The organism is Tengunoibacter tsumagoiensis (genome assembly GCF_003967535.1).
Classification (GTDB): Bacteria; Chloroflexota; Ktedonobacteria; order Ktedonobacterales; family Ktedonobacteraceae; genus Tengunoibacter; species Tengunoibacter tsumagoiensis.
In genome coordinates, this window is record NZ_BIFR01000002.1 from 1,528,513 (window position 1) to 1,546,801 (window position 18,289).

The following is an 18,289-nucleotide window of genomic DNA, read 5'->3' on the forward strand; positions in this document are numbered from 1 at the left end:
CGTGCTCCAGTGGGTATGGAAATCGTCAAAGGGAATTGCGACTAAGGGTGATTAGTTGCAATTCCCTTTTCTTTTCGCTGTGGCTCGTATGTGAGTACTACAACACCTGAGCTGAATGTGTGTGACTGCGCAAGGGTAAATTCCTTTTGCGGGCCCTCACCAGAAAAAAGCCGCTTCCCGGTTCCTACTACAATGGGAAAGATCATGAGACGGTATTCATCAATGAGATCCTCTTGCATGAGCGAGCGAATGAGTTCACTACTCCCAAAGATCAGTATGTCCTGACCAGGCTCCTGTTTCAATCTGGTCACTTCCTCTGCAACCTTATCCTTCATAAAGGTAGCGTTCCACTCGGCTTCCTGCAATGTGCTGGTTGGAACATACTTTGGCATCCTGTTTATTCTTTCACCATATGCACCAGAAGCTCCAGGCCAGGCAGCTGCCAACAGCTGATAGGTTACGCGCCCCAGCAAAAGTGCATCGCTGGCAAAAAGCTCATCCAATTTATACGTTTGCGATTCCTCACTCCTAAATGGAACAGTCCACAGATGTTGATTTTCAACCACACCATCCAGAGTCATGAGCATCGAAGCAACTAATTTTCTCACGTTTTTCTCCTGAAATACCATCTATCATTACACAGAGTAACTATTTGCACCAGGCTCCTATTCTCACGTAGCCAATCAAAAACGGTAACAATGGTTGCAGCGTACGAAGAAGCGAATACAGTGTGCTTTGTGATCGATTTTTTACCGTAATCCCCTCTCCATGATTCATGGTAATAAACAAAAGCTCATTGCCCACATAGTTAAACTAACGTTAGTTTTAGATGAGAGCCTCATCATCATGTTTTTCATCCGCTCCCGCTCCGTCGCTCTCCGTTCTGAAGATAGCCAATAAGATTAAAAGCGCACCGCCCTCAGCGGTCTGTTCGTCTTACTAGAAAGATCTGGAGGGGGCTCCCCTCCTTTTTGCCACATATAGCTCGATGTATGATATACTTGGGGTGAGTGTGCGCAACGAACGAAGGTGAGGTTCCCAAAAAAAGGCATGAAGTATGACGACCAATCAGACAACTCTCTTGATGTAACAGCGCAAGCAACAAAGCACCTTTCCTCTCAGACTGATTTTCTTGCGGGAGGTGGTGAGATGGGAGCTCGAATACGTGCCAGGGACTGGTCATCCACGCCCCTTGGCCCTGTGGAGCATTGGCCACAAAGCTTGAAAACTATTGTTCGTATTATGCTCACCTCTCGTCAGCCAATCTGGGTTGGTTGGGGTCCTGACCTGATCAATCTTTATAACGATCCATATCGAGCGATTGTCGGTGGAAAACATCCTGAGGCGCTAGGGCAGCCAGTGAAAGTTGTCTGGTATGAGCTCTGGGATGAGGTCGAGCCTCGTATCAAAACGGTCTTTGAAGAGAACCGTGGAACCTATGATGAGTCGCTTCTCCTCATTATGGAGCGTTATGGCTATCAAGAAGAGACCTACTATACATTCTCGTACAGTCCCGTCCCGGGCGATCAGGGTGGTGTTGAGGGGATTATCTGTGCAAATACCGATGATACACAGCGCATTATTGGAGAACGGCAGATTGCCCTCTTGCGCACCCTGGCTGCTGAAACAACGGATGCTCGCACTGTAGCGAAGGCCTGTGCTCTGAGCGCACTGAGTCTGGCACAAAGTCCTGTAGATCTTCCCTTTGCCCTGATCTATCTGCTTGATCCTGAACAGAAGAGCGTCTCTCTAGCAGGGAGTTCCGGCCTCCCTCCTGGTCATCAGGCTGCACCTGAGCAGATAATGCTGAACGATTCTGTTATCTGGCCGTGTCAAGAGGTGATCCAGACGCAACAACCTCTCCTTATCGAGAACCTCTCACAGCTCGTTGCTGATCTGCCAACACATCCCTGGAATCGTGCACCTCATCAGGCCGCCCTGGTTCCTATCGCGCCTTCTGGGCAGATGGGACAGAGAGGAGTGCTTATTGTAGGCTTGAATCCTTTCCGACGGTTTGATGATGGGTACGAAGGTTTTCTCAAGCTGGTCTCCGGACAGATCGCCGCCAGCATTGCCAGTGCTCAAGCCTATGAAGAGGAACGGAAACGAGCCGAAGCCCTCTCAGAGATTGATCGAGCCAAAACTCTTTTCTTCAGCAATATCAGCCATGAATTTCGTACGCCTCTGACTCTGCTCCTGGGGCCGATTGAAGAGATGCGGAATAATCCAGATATCACGACACTGAATAAAGAACGCGTTGAGATTGCGCATCGCAATGCTCTGCGTCTCTTAAAGCTGGTCAATACGTTGCTCGATTTCTCACGTATTGAGGCGGGTCGTGTGCAGGCGAGATACGAACCCACAGATTTAGCGCACTATACCGCCGAACTGGCCAGCAATTTCCGTTCAGCCATTGAGACCGCGGGGCTTAAACTTCAGCTACAGCTCCCTCCATTATCGGTTCCTATTGCCATTGATAAAGATATGTGGGAGAAAATCGTCTTTAATCTCCTCTCCAATGCCTTTAAATTTACGTTTGAGGGCTCAATTGAAGTTATCCTCACAGAACAAGCTGAAGAAGTGGAACTACAGGTACGGGATACGGGGATTGGGATTGCGCATAAAGATCTTCCCTATGTCTTCGAACGTTTCCACCGTGTCGAAGGTGCAAAATCGCGCTCGATTGAAGGATCTGGCATTGGTCTCTCTCTCGTCCAGGAACTGGTCAAACTTCATCATGGGACAATTACGGTTGAGAGCATTGATGGACATGGAACTACCTTTACCGTCAAACTTCCCAAATGGCATCATGATCAGGATAGCAGCAGATCTCTCTTGCACTCTACCGCACTTGGTGCAACCCCCTATCTCCAGGAGATGATGCAGTGGTTGCCAGAAAACACCCTTGATCCCATTCCTGAAGAACCCGCTACAATGGAGCATATGCTGGTCTTCTCCGATCAACCGCGCATTGTCCTGGCTGACGATAATGGGGATATGCGCGAGTATATCAAACGGCTCTTAGAATCTAGCTTTGAAGTAGAGGCTGTTACCAATGGAGCCCTGGCCCTTCAGGCAATCCAACGTCATAAACCCGACTTAGTGCTTACAGACGTTATGATGCCAGAGATGAATGGCTTCCAACTTTTACAGGCGCTCAAAGAACATCCCGATACCTCTCGCATTCCCGTGATTCTGTTATCAGCACGCGCAGGAGAAGAAGCTATCATCGAAGGCGTCCAGGCTGGCGCAGATGACTACCTGGTCAAACCCTTCTCCGCTCGCGAATTATTGGCCCGCGTGACAACTCAGATTAAAACAGTACGTACACGCTATGAAGCAGAAGAGCGCCTCTATGAGCTCTTTATGCATGTTCCCGCAGCCGTTGTCATTCTGCGCGGCCCAACGTATGTGGTTGAACTGGCCAATCCTACCACCCTCAAAATTTGGGGGAGAACAAGCGAGCAGGTCCTGCATGTTCCCCTCTTTGAAGCACTTCCTGAAGTACGCGGCCAGGGACTTGAGCCATTGTTGGAAGGGGTGATGACAACGGGCATTCCCTATACAGGAGAAGAGCTCAAAGTTGCCATTGATCGCATGGGAACAGGAGTCCTGGAGGATACCTATTTTACCTTTGTGTATACTCCCCTGCGCGATGCCAATCAAGTCATTGAAGGGGTGATGGTCTTTGCCTATGAAGTAACTGACCAGGTGCTCGCGCGACGAAAAATAGAAGAGCTCTCACGACAAAAAGATGAATTTCTTGGCATTGCCAGCCATGAATTAAAGACTCCCATTACCAGCCTGAAGGCCTATACCCAATTACTTCAACGCCAATTTCAACGAGCTGGCGACGATCGAGCAGTCTCCCTTCTTCACAAAATGGAGTCTCAGGTAGATCGGTTAACGCACCTTATTGCCGATCTTCTCGACGTCACCAAGATCGAAAATGGCCATCTGCTCTTCTCAAAAACGACCTTTGATATGGAAAAGCTGATCCAGGAAGTCGTTGAAGATCTCCAGCGGACAACAAGCAAACATACCATCAAATATGAAGCGAGCTCATCAATAGAGCTCTATGCTGATCGTGAACGGATCGAGCAGGTGCTTATCAATCTGTTGTCCAATGCCATCAAATATAGCCCACAGGCTGATACAATCATCGTCCGAACAACCCGGACCGAGGATACTTTGTTTACAAGCGTTCAGGATTTTGGCATTGGGATTGCACAGGAGAAGCAGGCCCATCTGTTTGAGCGTTTTTATCGCGTCGAGGGCGATACACAACTCACGTACCCTGGCTTAGGATTAGGGCTCTATATCTCAGCCGAATTTGTGAAACGCCATCAAGGAACGATCTGGGTTGAAAGCCAGGAAGGCCAAGGCACGACAATTACCTTCTCCTTGCCCCTGCACGCTCCTCATCAGGGATAAGGAGCCTCACGCTAGATCACGAAGGAATACCTATTTTTGGGAAAGAGTTAAAATAAAATCATGAAATGCAAGCCAGAATGGATGCGAAGCAGGCATGAGAGGATCTCTGGTGCCAATTCCACTCTAGACATGCTCCAACGTTGTCTTCTGTTGCTACTCCTGGTCCTCATAATCCAGGCAGGGGTAGCCAACGTACAGGGTCGAACAGTCGCCTTCGCTTATCCACAGCGCTCGATGAACACCGTTGGGGGTTGTCAGATTTTCCCTTCTGATAATATCTGGAATCAAGATATTTCTTCATTGCCGGTTCATTCTAACTCAGCCAACTATATGGCAAGCATTGGCCTTACCAATCATCTTGATGGTTTTTTCGGCTCTGGCCTGTATGATAATGCGCCCATCGGTTTTCCATATACCGTCGTTCCAGGAACACAACCAACCGTTCCGGTGAGCTTTGAGTACGCAAACGAGAGCGATCCTGGTCCCTATCCAATCCCTCCTCAAGCCCCCATTGAAGGGGGCGCACAGAGTACTGGGGACCGCCATGTGCTTGTTATCAATAGCGCAACCTGCAAGCTCTATGAGACTTTTGCAAGTTACCCCCAGGCCGATGGAAGCTGGAAAGCGGGCAGCGGTGCCATATGGGATCTCAACTCCAATGCCTTGCGTCCCCGTAACTGGACATCAGCAGACGCCGCCGGACTTCCGATCTTTGCAGGCCTCGTCCGTTATGACGAGATTGCGTCGGGAGTCATCACCCATGCCCTGCGTTTTACCGTCAATCAGACACAAAATACCTATATCTGGCCTGCTCGTCACTTTGCTTCATCAAATACTGACCCCAACCTTCCGCCGATGGGTCTTCGTCTCCGCCTGAAAGCTGACGTCAATATTGATGGATATTCTCCACAGACCCGCATTGTCCTCACCGCCTTGAAACATTACGGAATGATTGTCGCCGATAATGGCAGTTGTTGCTTTATCTCTGGCACCCCGGATGATCATTGGGATAATCCCGAGGTGTTACAGTTGAGGAAGATGCTTCTTTCAAACTTTGAAGTGGTTGATGAATCCTCTTTACAGGTCAGCCCTGACTCGGCTCAATCACGTGCAGCACTCCCCACCCCAACCCCAACGCCTGCTGCTCCCACTCCCACGCCAACGCCTCTCCCCCGGCGTGACCAGGTGGTGATCGCGAATAGTGCTACACCCACGTCCACCCAAACGATCGTTGCCGAGGATCAAAAGAAACGTGCGCTCGTCTCTCCCTCTCAAGAGCGTGCAGGCTGGATCATTCCTCTGGTCGTGGGGATCGCCGCAGTTCTTCTGCTCAGTGGCTTCTGGTTGCGTTTTCGTCGCTCGCAACGCCGATAAAGAGATATCGGATCACGTACCTCAAAGACAAGCCGCCCTCTGCCGAGGAGTGGGGACACTCCACTCCCCTACAGGGAGAATCCTGCCCCCTGGTTTTGAGAACTTTTGCAAAAGTTCAGGATGACTCATATCCCGGACATTTCACAATCAGAATTTCGTTTGGCCTGCGAGCCGATATTATAGCAGCACTGGTAGTCAGCTATATCTTATGATATAGTAAAATACAGTTAGTGAAAATCAAAGAAGAGCTATAACGTTTTAAAGGAACTGTTTTTGTGCGACTGTAGTCGCTAAAATGCTACTTAGTTGCGAAGAACGCTAAAATACATAAAAAGAGTTTGAGTCACCTAATTTTTACTAACTGATGTGTTTTTGTTGGTTAACGAAATGAAAAATTTAGATTAGAAAGAAGAGCGTCATGACTATTTTTGATCATCCTCAAGAATTAATTATCATCCTTCTTGTATTTTTATGGATAGGAACAATCATTCATTGTATTACTAATAAAAGTTTAATTTGGAAGTATAAACTTTTATGGTTACTAGTTCTTCTTCTAGCTGCGGCACCGTTAAGTTCCATTATTTATTTGGCTTTCTTCACATTTCGCTACTTTAATAATAAACCTAACTATTCAGACCCACATGTCTGAGTAACTAAAGCTTTAGATAGCGAATATTTCAATCAAAAATATAATTACTTGCTCTTATGAGCAAGGCTTTATCATTCTATTGTGAATTTTATAGTATAACATTTTTCTTTCCTTCATATGCCTCCCCATTCATTCTCTTTGAGGTCGCTGTGTAGAGGAGAGTCTACTGTAAATCCCAACATTATTCTGGTGAAAATACAACAATTATCCTGGTGGGCATGATCTCTCAAATAGCTTGCTCACCACGATACTTGTTGTGAAAACCACCAGTTTAACTCTGGAATTTACACTCTATGGCCCCTACCTCAAATACCGATGGCAGGAGCAAAGCGGCGGCCCTCAGTACAGCATTCAAATGGGCACCGTACCAGACGGCGAGGGCCGCCCCCAGGAGCCAGACGACGCCGAGAGCTCATACACTAACCTCTAGCGGACCCCAACGACACGGCGCACCAACCAGGAGCCGCAGCGCGACCTGGCGGCAGCCACTGGTACCGCGCCACCATTTGATACTATTGTGAGTCAAGAATGCATTTACGCCTCACAACAAAAACAGATATCGCCCCAGGTAGAGGTACCCCCAGGATAACTGCAAAAATAGTAACTGTTCAGAAGGGGTCAAAAAACGGAGAAAACAGGATGACCAGTAAGAGCCTGCTCCAGCGCAGCAAAGATCGGCACCTCCTGCTTCCTAAGGGTCGAGAGGTAACTGCGAATGCGGCAGAAACTGATGAGTCCATCGGACGTGCGGAAGCAGCCAGAGACCTTCTGCTGAACCTTGATCATGCGCAGATCCCGTTCGTATCGAAGGGCACGGTGAAATCCAGCAGGAAGCGCAACACATCCCACTTGCGGGTCGAGAAACGGTCCAGCAGGTTGCGTGCCGGGCTTTGTTTGGGTCTGCCAGGAAGACGTTTGTACTGCTTCGTCTTTGGTGGCTTCTCGACCAGAGGATTGATTCGGTACCCAGCCTGCACAATCTGGTCGTAGCGCGTGAGCAACCCCGCGAGGATCGCCTTCTCCAATGCGGGCTGGCCTCGCACGCGAGCCTGCTCAACCGCCTCTTTCATATCTAGCAGCAGATCTTTCATGTCTTTGGCCCAATCCTGCTTCAGTTCTTCTTCAACGAAGGTGAGGTCTCGCAAATGATGGACGTTGCACAACGCCTCGGTGAAGCGGTAGCCCTGATAGCTGGGGAGGCCATCATGCACCGAGATGCCCTCGAAAAGCGGTGCGATGCCGATTGCGTCCATGCCCGCTCGTCCTCGTTTCAGGTGTGCGCCGTAGTGCGTGAGTTGGCTGGTGGCACACACATGGACCCACCAGCCCTCTTTCCCCACGCGCATTCCGGTTTCATCTTGATGCAGGACCCGAGCCTTGAGGATCGTTGCCTTGAGCTGCGTTTCCCACTCGGCCAACTCCTGGGAGCAGCGGGCCGCAAACCCGGCCATGCTTGCGGGGGAGAGGTGGACCCCGAAGAGATCGTGCAGCAGTTGGCTGGCACGTGCATAGGGAACCGTCTGGCCGGCGACCAGATACGTCGCGATGGTCTGAATACCTGTTCCATATTGTGTTGGGGCCTGTACATCAGCAGGAAACGAGGCCCGCGTCAGATGAAAACAGACAGGGCACTGCTTCTCTTCAGCCTGATGTTCCATGACCCAGAGCCGTTTCGTCGGCAGATCGATGACCTGTCGGCGTTCCGCGATCCTCCCCGAACAGGTTTCAAGGTCCTGGTGGCAGCAGGCACAGGAAGCAACCTGATGGATCAGGATCTCATCGGGAGCTTCGATCTGGCGCAAGGCATGCCCTTTGTGCCCTGGCTGGCCTCCGGGTTTTTTGCCGCTCTGCTTGCGCAACGATTTGGGTACCCGCACAAAGCGATCCGAGGAGGGAGGCAAACTACTGTTATGGCTGTCTTTGGCTTGCTGCCCCTCAAGCGTCTTGAGACGCTCTTGTTGAAAAGCAACGACCCCTTCCAGATCCTTGACCTGCTGCTGGAGAGACTCAATGGCATGGATGGCCTCCCGCAGCCCTTCTCGCAGGGTCTGGTTCGTCGTTCGGAGTGCATGATTCTCTTGTCGGAGGTGGTGTAGCTCTTCATCTATGATCATGGAGCTACTGTAGCAGATCGGTATCCATCTCTGCAACTGCATAGCCCTTCTGAACAGTTACTATTTTTGCGGTTATCCTGGGGGTACCTCCTTTTCCTCTCCCCATAAAAAAGTTTCTCCTGTTCTCCATCTGGGTTCATAAGTGTCTCTATCCTCTTGTAATAGTAAAGATAATCATGTATACTCACTTCCATACTACTGTTTAACCATTTTCTACCTAATTTGGAGACGCATCAATGGTAAGTGCACAGAAGGGCGTTTTGCCACAAAGCTCGTATGGCAAAGCCGCATCCGTGGCCCAAGGGGCTACTCTGCCCTTTTTGCCTGCGTGCGCCTCCATTATGTGCGGTCCATAACCTCTTCAGACGAGCAGTAGACTGCAACTCTCACCGGCGTGTGCAGCAGTGCAACCGGTGCGGGTGTTTGCGTGTTATGACACTGCTTTCCATCCTTTCTTACCCACCATCTGGATGAATCGCATCTTTCTCGGATGCATCTCAGCGGTTGCTCTTGCTGCTTTTTCATGAACATGGAAAGTTAGAGGAACCGATGAAACTTTCTCAAATATTCCAGTCCCTCAAGGCTCGCAATTCACCGACGCGGGTCACCCTGCAACAGTATGGGACGCTCTTCGCGACCTACTTAGGTCCACAATGGCCCCGGGTCTGCTTTATGGCGCTCTTACTCATCGGTAGCATCATGTTAGATCTGCTGGGACCACAGATTATTCGCGCATTTATCGATACGATTCAAAGCAACAGGAGCATGCAGGTGCTAAGCATCATCGCTCTGTTCTACCTTGGAGTTGCGCTTGGCAGCAGGCTGGTCGCAGCTTTCGCCACCTACTTCTCTGAAGATGTCGGATGGAATGCCACAAACCGGTTGCGCGCCGATCTGACACGCCACTGCCTGAGCCTGGATCGCTCCTTCCACGCAGCGCACACTCCCGGTGAGCTGCTGGAACGGGTCGATAGCAATGTGGAGACGCTGGCCTACTTTTTCTCGCAATTTGTGATTCGCATCCTGGGCAGCGGCATCTTGATGCTGGGTATACTGGTGTTGATAGCATGTGAGAATATCTGGTTTGGCGCGATTCTGGGCGCGTATCTCATTATGAGCAACATCATCTTTTTCTACGTGCAACAACGGGCTACCTCGATCTACCAGCTACATTGGCAGGCGGAGGCCGAGCTGAGCGGCTTCTGGGGTGAGCTGTTTCATGGACTGGAAGATATCGCGGCAAGCGGAGCGGGCCGCTATATTATGCGCCGCTACTTTCACTTGCAGCGCCGGGAGAATTCGACTGAGATCAAGAGCATTGTCTTCTGGGCAGGCTTTGAATGCACTGGTTTAATTCTGGATGTGCTCAGCCTGCTGATCGTGCTGATCCTGAGCGCGTCCTTGTTTGTGCAGGATATGATCTCGCTCGGCACTCTCGTCCTGCTCCTGACCTATACCACTCAGTTGCTCAATCATGCCTTGGATATCGCTGAGCAACTCGGTTCGCTGCAGCAAGCAACTGCCAGCATCGAACGTATCAATGAAATCTACCATACACAAAGTTGTGTCCAGGATGGTCTGGGCGTGACCTTCCCCACAGGCGCGTTGGCTCTGACCTTCCAGGGCGTCTCCTTCTCCTACGAGGCCGAGCAAACTGTTCTGCACGACATCTCTTTCCAACTGGCAGCAGGCGAAGTTGTGGGGCTGATCGGGCGCACTGGCAGCGGCAAAACGACGCTCATGCGTTTGCTCATGCGCTTCTACGACCCCACATCTGGCTCTGTGTACCTGGGCGGGCATGATCTCCGTCAGGCACACTTGGACGATCTCCGCGCGCGCATTGGGCTGGTTACGCAAGAAGTGCAACTCTTTCAGGGCACGTTGCGCGACAATTTGACCTTTTTTGCTGACACTATCCCTGATCAGCGCATCCTGGAGGCTATCGAGCAATTGGGGATGAGCACGTGGTACGAGCGCTTACCGGAAGGTCTGGATACGGAACTGAGTAGTGATGGCGGCGGCCTATCCGCAGGCGAGGCCCAACTGCTGGCCTGCATTCGGGTCTTTTTGCAAGATCCGCAGCTCATCATCTTGGATGAGGCTACCTCGCGCCTGGATCCTGCGACCGAGAAGGCACTGACTCAGGCCACACAACGTCTCATAGCCGGGCGCACGGCTCTTGTAATTGCCCACCGCCTGAGCACAGTCGAGCATGTGGATCATATCATGGTCCTGGACGATGGGCGTATCCTGGAATACAACACGCGGGCAACACTTGCCTGCGATCCCACCTCTTACTACAGCAAATTGTTGAGAATGACGAACCCGAAGGAGATGCTTGCGTGAAAACTCGCTCTTTTGCTTGGAGACTCATCTACTTCACGCGAAAAAACTACATCTGGGCAGTGCTACTACAACTGCCGCGCCGCCTCCTGCCGCTTGTACCAGCGTTGCTTGTGCAGCAAATTATTGATCATCTGACGCAGCACAGGCAGCTTGACGCCACCATCTGGGGCTTGCTCGGCTTGATGCTGGGCTATTTGCTGGCACGTGTGACCGCGCTGATGGCGGTCCAGCTCACCGAGCGCCTGCCCATGTTTAAAACGGAGACTCTTTTGCGTACAAATCTGCTGGAGTACTTGCTGAGCCAGCCAGGAGCTGCTGCCCTGCCTCGTGACAGTGGCGATATGATCAACCGCTTTCAGAGGGATAGCGGAAACCCTGGCTTTTTCCTGGTGATGGGTGCTTTTGTCTTTGGCATGAGCATTGAAACGCTGGTTGCGCTATTTATCATGGCGCGTATCAACATACAGATCACGGTTATTGCTGTTCTCCCGTTGCTGGTTGGGAATATCATCGTCAACACGCTGGGCAAACGCGTTGAATCCTACCGGCGCAAGAGCAGCGAGGCGTCCAGCGCAGTCAGCAACTACCTCGTCGAAATGTTTGGTGTGGTCCAGGCCATTCAGGTAGCCAGCGCGGCTCCCAATATCGTCAGGCGCTTTCATGGCCTGAACAATCAGCGCCGTGTGGCCTCGTTGCGCGAGAATCTCTTTAGCAATGTGGTCCTCGGCGTGTTCGGCACAGGCATTGCAGGCATCAGCACTGGCCTGATCCTGCTGCTGGCTGGCAGCTCTTTGCGGACTGGCCATTTTACCATCGGCGATCTCACCTTGTTTATAGCCTATATGGGTGGCACGATTGGCCGCTTCAGTGATGAGGTGATCAACCAGATTACCCGCTATCGCCAGCTCGCAGTGGCTCAGGGGCGTTTGACCGAACTCATGCCAGGAGCAACGCCATCTGCGCTTGTCACTCCTGGATCATTCTACCAGCAGGCTGCAACGTTCGACACGGCAGTGAGTATGCCCCAGATCGAAGAGCGTTTAGAACAGCTGGAGCTACACAATCTGAGCTATGCGTATCCGGGCACTGAGCGGGGAATCACGAACATCGATCTGCGTTTAGAGCGTGGTCAGTTTGTGGTGATTACCGGGAGCATCGGTTCCGGCAAAACGACATTGTTACGGGTACTGCTCGGCTTGTTAGCGAAGCAGAAAGGTGAAATCCGCTGGAATGGTGTTGTGGTGGACGATCCTACGGCGTTCTTTAGGCCGCCACACAGCGCCTATACTGGGCAAACGCCTACCTTGCTCAGCGCAACGCTGCGCGAGAACATCACTCTTGATCTGCCACTCAACGAGAGCCAGGTCCAACAGGCAATCCACACGGCGGTTATGGAACGGGACGTGGAGACGCTCGTTGATGGCCTGGAGACGATGATCGGCCCCAAAGGCATCAAGCTTTCTGGCGGGCAAGTTCAGCGCGCTGCAGCGGCTCGCATGTTCGCACGCCCATCTGAGTTGCTGGTGTTTGACGATCTGTCCAGCGCCCTCGATGTTGAAACAGAACGGCAGCTCTGGCAACGTATCTGCGCGGACGAGCAGCGCACCTGTCTGGTGGTTTCCCACCGCGAAGCAGCACTACGCCGCGCCGATCATATTCTCGTCCTGAAGGATGGGTCTGTGGAGGCGGAGGGCACGCTGGCTGAACTGCTGGCAACATGCGAGGAGATGCAGCGTTTGTGGGTGAGTGAAATCTAGCGCAAGGAGGCAAAAGGGTGATTGGGATGCGCGAACCGCGTATCCCAACCAGGTTCAATCTCCTTTTTTTTCTGGGTAAGTACCCATTCAGTTCCCTGCTCTATCCAGCGTGTAACGTTGCGCACTGGTCGTGACTTTCGCGGGGGATATGGCATGATTACCACAGATTGCCCTTTCCGCCTGGCTTTGCTCACCGAACCACACGTCGGGCATTGCACTTCTTGAACTGTCGATTCCAGCCAACGAGTTGTCTTCAGTTGAATTGTTCCTTCTCAGGAACAATGAGTATCTTCTCGATTTTCCTATGCCGTTCTCACCGGATCTCGACGGGAAGATGGCTCTCCTGGACGACTTTTCGGCTTACGCCGCAGTCACCTCTTTGGGGGGAGGGAGTAGAGGGTGTCGGATCGGGTTGACCAGGAACAAACGCTGGCAAACTCACCAGGTCCAACAGGTAGCTGTTTGACCTCTTTGAGAGCATCAGATGCTTCCTGGGGAAATGCACACGTCTGCCGATACGCTCGCACCCGTTCCGTAAGGCTGCCTACTCCGCCAGGGACTTTTTGCTCATAGAGAGCATTGGCCTACTCAAACTGCGTTTCAGGAGGACAGGTAGGAGAAACATCCAGACACCGCTCGGCTTCCTCAGCCAGGGCAAAGATTTCCCTTTATTTACTCCCCAGCAAAAATGATGGGATCCCCTGGATATGTGTGAGGTGAAGAGCGCCCTGCCCATAAAAGCCGCCAATAATATTGAGGAGCGTCATCAATACAAAGAAGGCAATAGCAGTAGTCACGAGGACGATATCAGCGCGTTGCATCCGCAGTTCTATCAGCCAGGAGCGTTTTGTGACACCGAAACAGCGCAATTCCATCGCATTGATGATGTCTTCAGCGCCAAGGATAGAGCCAATAACCACCGGTAAGATAAGAGGGGCAATACGCATCACCTTGCCTATCGGGCCACCACGCAGCTGATCAAGTTCAAAGCCACGGGCCCGTTGAGCCGCCAGTGTGGTATCAACGTCGCGCATGACTGTTGGTAAGAAACGAAACGAAAGATCGATGGCATAGGCAAATTTGTCGGGAAAGCCCAGGCCCCTGAAGGCAACGCCCATATGGCTTGGATCGATCGTGTAGGCAATAATGATGCCAAGAGTCGCAATGCCAATGTTGCGCATGATCTGAGTAAAAAAGAAGATAATGCTCTCAACACTAAAGAGCAGTGGCGCGGGTCCAATATAGGGGACATGTGAGCGAAAACCCAGGAATGGAAGCGAGAAGAGCACATGAACGTTATATGAGTCTACCTCTTGTAAGATGTTGCCCCCCGAGAGAAGATAGTTGCCAATGGTCAGAATGAGCGAAACGGTGATGACTAACCTCCATGTAGATTTTGTCTCTTCCCAGCGCAACCGGCTCAGACAAAAATAGATGATGGTCAGAAGGAAGCCTCCAGCAATAATCCAGAAGTTAGAGGTCTGAGCAACGGCAAAGCTATAGGCAAAGAGCAGAATAATTTTCGTGCGCGAATCGAGTCGGTGGACAAACGAGTCTCGCTTGATATATGAGAAAGTGGTGAGCATCGGCTGAGCTTCTTCCTTGTATGGTTGCGATATGGACGCGCCAACGCAGGAAAGGCACGCGGCCCTCCCTGCGTAGAGAGAACGAGAGCTTTCTCTGTCATAGAGCTGTTATTCTACAGAGGAAGCCTCCTGATCAACTGGAGTAGCCACTTGATTGACCTGATTGACTGGTTGTAGCTGTGTCGCACGTGTCGGGATGCCACGGCGAACAGTCGCTGCGTTGTAGGCAATCAAGAAGATGGGAAGAAGGATTAGGCCAGTGACAAGATCAGAGGTGATGCCCGGGATAAACTCGCTTGTGGCACCGGCAAAATCATAGTGAGAGACCCAGATGTCTGTATATGAACCGAAGGCGATTCCAACGACGATCCCCAGAGCACTGAATACTTCGGCAATGACAATCAGGCGCGTCTTCACATACCGCCCCAGACCATAGCGCACAGTGCTGTAGATAGCCAGACCAGCAATCAGGCCAATCAGTCCATTGCTAAGATCCCAGTTCCACCAGACGCCATACCCTGAGATGAGATCGCCAAGAAAGTTTCCGACGAGCCCGGTAAAGAAGCCAACAATCGGTCCAAAGACAGCCCCGAAGAAGAGTGGAATGACGATACCGGGGCGCAAGGAGACCCTGCCGATACTGGGAAGTTGCAGCACATTGGTGGCAACACTCAGGCCTGCATACAGAGCTGCTCCAAGAGCCATGTAAACGACCTGTCGTACGCCGACTTTCCAGATAGAGGATGATGGTGAGAGTTTACTCATAAGTCCAGGTCCTTTCGTTCTACGATAAAAGATACTGATAGAATAGAAATGCAGCGAAAAAAATAAAATAGAGAGAAAAGAACTGTATGATGATGAATACACACAGCTCTTTGCTGTTTTATGGTGATGAGAGAAGATAGTTTAATAACGATGTTGGCCGTAAATGACAACGGTGCAGGAGCTCCTGATCCCTCAGGATCTCCAATGGAGGACCATCTGCCTCGATTCTGCCATCTTTGAGCAGGAGCACACGTTGTGTAAAACGCAGTGCCAGATCCAGATCATGGGTAATAAAAAGCAATGCATCCAGATCAGGAATACGGCGGATATGCTCCATTAAAGCGATATATGAGCGATAATCCTGCCCTGCGGTTGGTTCATCAAGCAATAAGATTTTGCTCCGCATCGCCAGGATAGAGGCGATGGTCACGCGCTTTTGCTGCCCAAAGCTCAGGGTGAAAGGTGATTGATCGGCGAAATCCTGTACATTGACCGCTCTTTGCGCCTGTTCGACCGCACTGGTAAGCTGGTCTCCGCGAAAGCCCAGATTCTCCGGCCCAAAACTCACTTCTTGGCGTACAGTGGGTGCATACAGCATGGCCCCGGGATACTGGAAAACATACCCTACTTGCCCGGCGATCTTTGCCACACTCATCTTTTTGCTCTCTTTACCATAGAGCTGTATCGATCCCTGGGTAGGGCGCAACAATCCGAGAAATTGCTTCACAAGCGTTGTCTTGCCAGATCCATTGGGACCAAGCAAAGCGATCGTTTCTCCTCGGCGAATCTGAAATGAGATCCCCCGCAGAATCTCTGGCGAGAATGGGGCGTAGCGATAGTGAATATTCTCCAGCGAGAGGATGGTATCGCTCTTCTGGACCCCGTCTTCATCTGGTGTCCTCTGTCCGGTAATGATTGGCGTGATCAGACGCTCTCTCACTTCTTGCCGCGTGACGGACGCCCCAAATTGCTGAAGTCTGGATGTTACTGGCAGCTTCATCTGATCAGGATCGGCTAGCGCGAGAAATGAAGGGACATCGCCAAAGAATACCTGACGGCCACGATCCAGGAGCAGAACCTTGTCCACATCGAGGTACAGAGCTTCTTCAACACGATGCTCAACAATGATAATGGAATGTCCTTCCTGACGCAGATGATGAATCAATTGCTCCAGTTCATCGACGGCAAAAGAATCCAGGCTGGCAAAGGGCTCATCAAAGAGGAAGATGGCCGGTTCCATCACCAATAATCCAGCGGCAGCCACCAGCTGGCGTTGTCCTCCTGAGAGCGCATGGGTTGCTCTATCGCGATATGGTTCTAGTTTTAACTGGTGCAAGACGTTTTGCAGCGTGCGGAGCATCTGTGAACGAGGAACACCGAGGTTCTCCATGCCAAAGGCAACTTCCTGCTCGACAGTACTGCCCACAATCTGCTTATCGGGGTCCTGGAGCATCGTGCCAATATGTCTGGCAAGGTCACGCAAGGAAATGCCATGAATTGCTTGACCATTGAGTCGAATCTCGCCGCTGAGTGTGCCGGAATAGGTATGGGGGATGAGTCCGTTCAGACATTTGAGTAAGGTACTCTTCCCACAGCCGCTCGGACCGGCAATCAAAAGAAGTTCACCTGGCAAAAGAGAGAAGGAAATATCAGCAAGAACAGGCGGCAGCGAGGCAGAAGAGGCTGTATCCTGACCTTCCTGCTCCTCTGGTGCGGTGTAACGAAAAGACACATGGTCTAAAAGGACGGCTGGCTCAACCTTTTTCGTTCCATCAGTTCCGCTGGTTTCATATGAAGACATGCTCATGCTACTCGTTTGCCCCTTCAAATCTCATGCATAGATGATAAAGTAAGCATACTGGTTGAGCTCTGATGTTGTCAAGCTTTTTATTGACTTAATTGATTCAATTTGTCAATAATTATTGCGCGTCGCAATCTGATATTTCCTTTTCTCTGTATGTCACCTGGAGGTCTATGAAGCGCTACTTGCCTCCACTGGTGTTGTATGCACGATGGTTCCAGTGATCTGTTGGGGATTGACCAGCAAGTTCAGAATTGGGCATGCTCGCTCAACTGCTTCATGAAGAGCATGATGATTCTCCTCCTGTTTTTTCTGTCCCTACATTGTTGTGCATCTTTAGTTCACTAAGTGAATGAACTTTCTCTACTTTAGCATATCTGAACAAAAAGCGGTTGTCAACAGAAAAACAAGCAATGGCCTGGCTTTTGTATCTTGACAAGATGAGTTTCGCTCCCTATACTTAATATAGTTGATCAATTTAGTATACAATAGCTTTTGCATACGAGAGCGCGTCTATGAACCCGTATTGTGAGAAATTCCTTGTGAACAGACAGTAATGGGAGGAAATGATGTCTTCTGCACTGAGATTACTTGGCATTTTCGCTCATCCTGATGATGAGTCGCTCGTTTGCGGAGGGACATTCGCTCGTTACGCTGATCAGGGAGTGGAAACCTCGCTCATTATTGCGACACGTGGCGAGCGTGGCTGGTTCAATGATTGGCACGATTATCCAGGTGAAAAGGTGCTGGGCTCTCTACGCGAAAAGGAGGTGCGCAAAGCGTGTCAAGAATTGGGCATATCCCGTCTCGATTTCCTGGATTATATCGATGGGGATGTGGATCTGGCGAATGAACATGAAATCATTGCGAAACTTGTGTATTTGTTGCGCCAGATACGACCACACGTCGTCCTAACGTTCGGACCGGATGGTCTCTATGGTCATCCCGATCATATCGCGATTTCTCAGTTCACTACCTCTGCAATTCTCTGTGCTGCTGATCAGCAATATCCTTCTGCTCCAGATCTTGCCCCTCATCGTGTCTCAAAGCTCTATTACCGCTTTGCATCTAAAGCATGGTTTACGCGGCATATGCCGGTCTTTGGTGAGCTGGTGATGCAGATAGACGGGCAGGAGCGGCGAGCTCAATCCTGGACAGACTGGATTCTGACGACCAGCGTTGATGCCAGCGAGTACTGGTCTCAAGCCTGGCGTGCAGTGCTCTGTCACAAGACACAATTCCAGTATCCCACCAGGCTTGATAGCCTGTCAGAGCAGGATCATCGCTATCTATGGGGAACGCAGGAGTATTATCGCGTCTTTAGTCTGGTGAATGGTGGCCGTAAAGAGGAACATGATCTTTTTGAAGGGCTCTCTCTTCCTGCCAGCTCTTCAAGCTATTCAGTGCCTCACAAAAGAGGAGAAATTGCCAGCTTTTAGGATTTTTCGGGGTTTTTCAGTGTC

The 18,289-nt window shown here is 50.9% G+C and carries 11 protein-coding genes and 1 pseudogene; 5 read left to right on the plus strand and 7 right to left on the minus strand.

Annotated features, from left to right (window positions below; all coding sequences use genetic code 11):
* Positions 1–41: 41 nt before the first annotated feature.
* A complete protein-coding gene (locus EL628_RS26680; protein ID WP_126583023.1) occupies positions 42–608 on the minus strand; it encodes a dihydrofolate reductase family protein in 567 nt (188 codons plus the stop codon).
* Positions 609–1,149: 541 nt separating this feature from the next.
* Between EL628_RS26680 and EL628_RS26685 the strand changes: the two genes are divergently transcribed.
* Both EL628_RS26685 and EL628_RS26690 read left to right on the plus strand, forming a co-directional pair.
* Positions 1,150–4,434, plus strand: a complete 3,285-nt coding sequence (locus tag EL628_RS26685; RefSeq protein ID WP_218029004.1) for an ATP-binding protein — start codon at positions 1,150–1,152, stop codon at positions 4,432–4,434.
* A gap of 234 nt (positions 4,435–4,668) precedes the next feature.
* Positions 4,669–5,544, plus strand: a pseudogene (locus EL628_RS26690) (hypothetical protein); the annotation flags it as partial.
* 1,531 nt (positions 5,545–7,075) lie between these two features.
* On the opposite strand, the gene EL628_RS30020 reads toward EL628_RS26690, so the two are convergent.
* Together EL628_RS30020 and tnpC are read right to left on the minus strand one after the other, a co-directional pair.
* Positions 7,076–7,243 carry a hypothetical protein gene (locus tag EL628_RS30020; protein WP_161975794.1) on the minus strand — a complete coding sequence of 56 codons (168 nt, stop codon included), beginning with the start codon at positions 7,241–7,243 and terminating at the stop codon, positions 7,076–7,078.
* A complete protein-coding gene (gene tnpC / locus EL628_RS26695) occupies positions 7,240–8,613 on the minus strand; it encodes an IS66 family transposase (RefSeq protein WP_126583025.1) in 1,374 nt (457 codons plus the stop codon). The genes EL628_RS30020 and tnpC overlap by 4 nt, the downstream gene beginning before the upstream one ends.
* A 507-nt stretch (positions 8,614–9,120) precedes the next feature.
* Here tnpC and EL628_RS26700 point away from each other — a divergent pair.
* Positions 9,121–10,917 (plus strand): ABC transporter ATP-binding protein, encoded by a 1,797-nt coding sequence (locus EL628_RS26700; protein ID WP_126583026.1) that lies wholly within the window; start codon positions 9,121–9,123, stop codon positions 10,915–10,917.
* Positions 10,914–12,674, plus strand: a complete 1,761-nt coding sequence (locus tag EL628_RS26705) for an ATP-binding cassette domain-containing protein (protein ID WP_126583027.1) — start codon at positions 10,914–10,916, stop codon at positions 12,672–12,674. Before EL628_RS26700 ends, EL628_RS26705 begins: the two co-directional genes overlap by 4 nt.
* On the opposite strand, the gene EL628_RS30025 is transcribed toward EL628_RS26705, so the two are convergent.
* The 4 genes from EL628_RS30025 to EL628_RS26720 form a co-directional block, all read right to left on the minus strand.
* Positions 12,671–12,838, minus strand: coding sequence for a hypothetical protein (locus EL628_RS30025; protein WP_161975795.1), 168 nt, complete (start codon positions 12,836–12,838; stop codon positions 12,671–12,673). The two genes, EL628_RS26705 and EL628_RS30025, sit on opposite strands and share 4 nt — an antisense overlap.
* Positions 12,839–13,342: 504 nt before the next feature.
* Positions 13,343–14,260 carry an energy-coupling factor transporter transmembrane component T family protein gene (locus tag EL628_RS26710; protein ID WP_126583028.1) on the minus strand — a complete coding sequence of 306 codons (918 nt, stop codon included), beginning with the start codon at positions 14,258–14,260 and terminating at the stop codon, positions 13,343–13,345.
* A gap of 108 nt (positions 14,261–14,368) precedes the next feature.
* Positions 14,369–15,025 carry an ECF transporter S component gene (locus EL628_RS26715; protein ID WP_126583029.1) on the minus strand — a complete coding sequence of 219 codons (657 nt, stop codon included), beginning with the start codon at positions 15,023–15,025 and terminating at the stop codon, positions 14,369–14,371.
* A gap of 118 nt (positions 15,026–15,143) precedes the next feature.
* Positions 15,144–16,832: an ABC transporter ATP-binding protein gene (locus tag EL628_RS26720; protein ID WP_126583030.1), complete on the minus strand. Its 1,689-nt coding sequence runs from the start codon at positions 16,830–16,832 to the stop codon at positions 15,144–15,146.
* Positions 16,833–17,395: 563 nt separating this feature from the next.
* Between EL628_RS26720 and EL628_RS26730 the strand changes: the two genes are divergently transcribed.
* Complete coding sequence (locus EL628_RS26730) at positions 17,396–18,265, plus strand: PIG-L deacetylase family protein (RefSeq protein WP_161975796.1); 870 nt, start codon at positions 17,396–17,398, stop codon at positions 18,263–18,265.
* Positions 18,266–18,289: the final 24 nt, after the last annotated feature.

Excerpts from the sequence above, each read along its gene's own strand:
- EL628_RS26710 (WP_126583028.1), bottom strand. The coding sequence starts at position 14,260 with ATGCTCACCACTTTCTCATATATCAAGCGAGACTCGTTTGTCCACCGA.
- tnpC (WP_126583025.1), bottom strand. The coding sequence starts at position 8,613 with ATGCAGTTGCAGAGATGGATACCGATCTGCTACAGTAGCTCCATGATC.
- EL628_RS30020 (WP_161975794.1), bottom strand. The coding sequence starts at position 7,243 with ATGATCAAGGTTCAGCAGAAGGTCTCTGGCTGCTTCCGCACGTCCGAT.
- EL628_RS26715 (WP_126583029.1), bottom strand. The coding sequence starts at position 15,025 with ATGAGTAAACTCTCACCATCATCCTCTATCTGGAAAGTCGGCGTACGA.
- EL628_RS26720 (WP_126583030.1), bottom strand. The coding sequence starts at position 16,832 with ATGAGCATGTCTTCATATGAAACCAGCGGAACTGATGGAACGAAAAAG.
- EL628_RS26685 (WP_218029004.1), top strand. The coding sequence starts at position 1,150 with ATGGGAGCTCGAATACGTGCCAGGGACTGGTCATCCACGCCCCTTGGC.
- EL628_RS26730 (WP_161975796.1), top strand. The coding sequence starts at position 17,396 with ATGTCTTCTGCACTGAGATTACTTGGCATTTTCGCTCATCCTGATGAT.
- EL628_RS26700 (WP_126583026.1), top strand. The coding sequence starts at position 9,121 with ATGAAACTTTCTCAAATATTCCAGTCCCTCAAGGCTCGCAATTCACCG.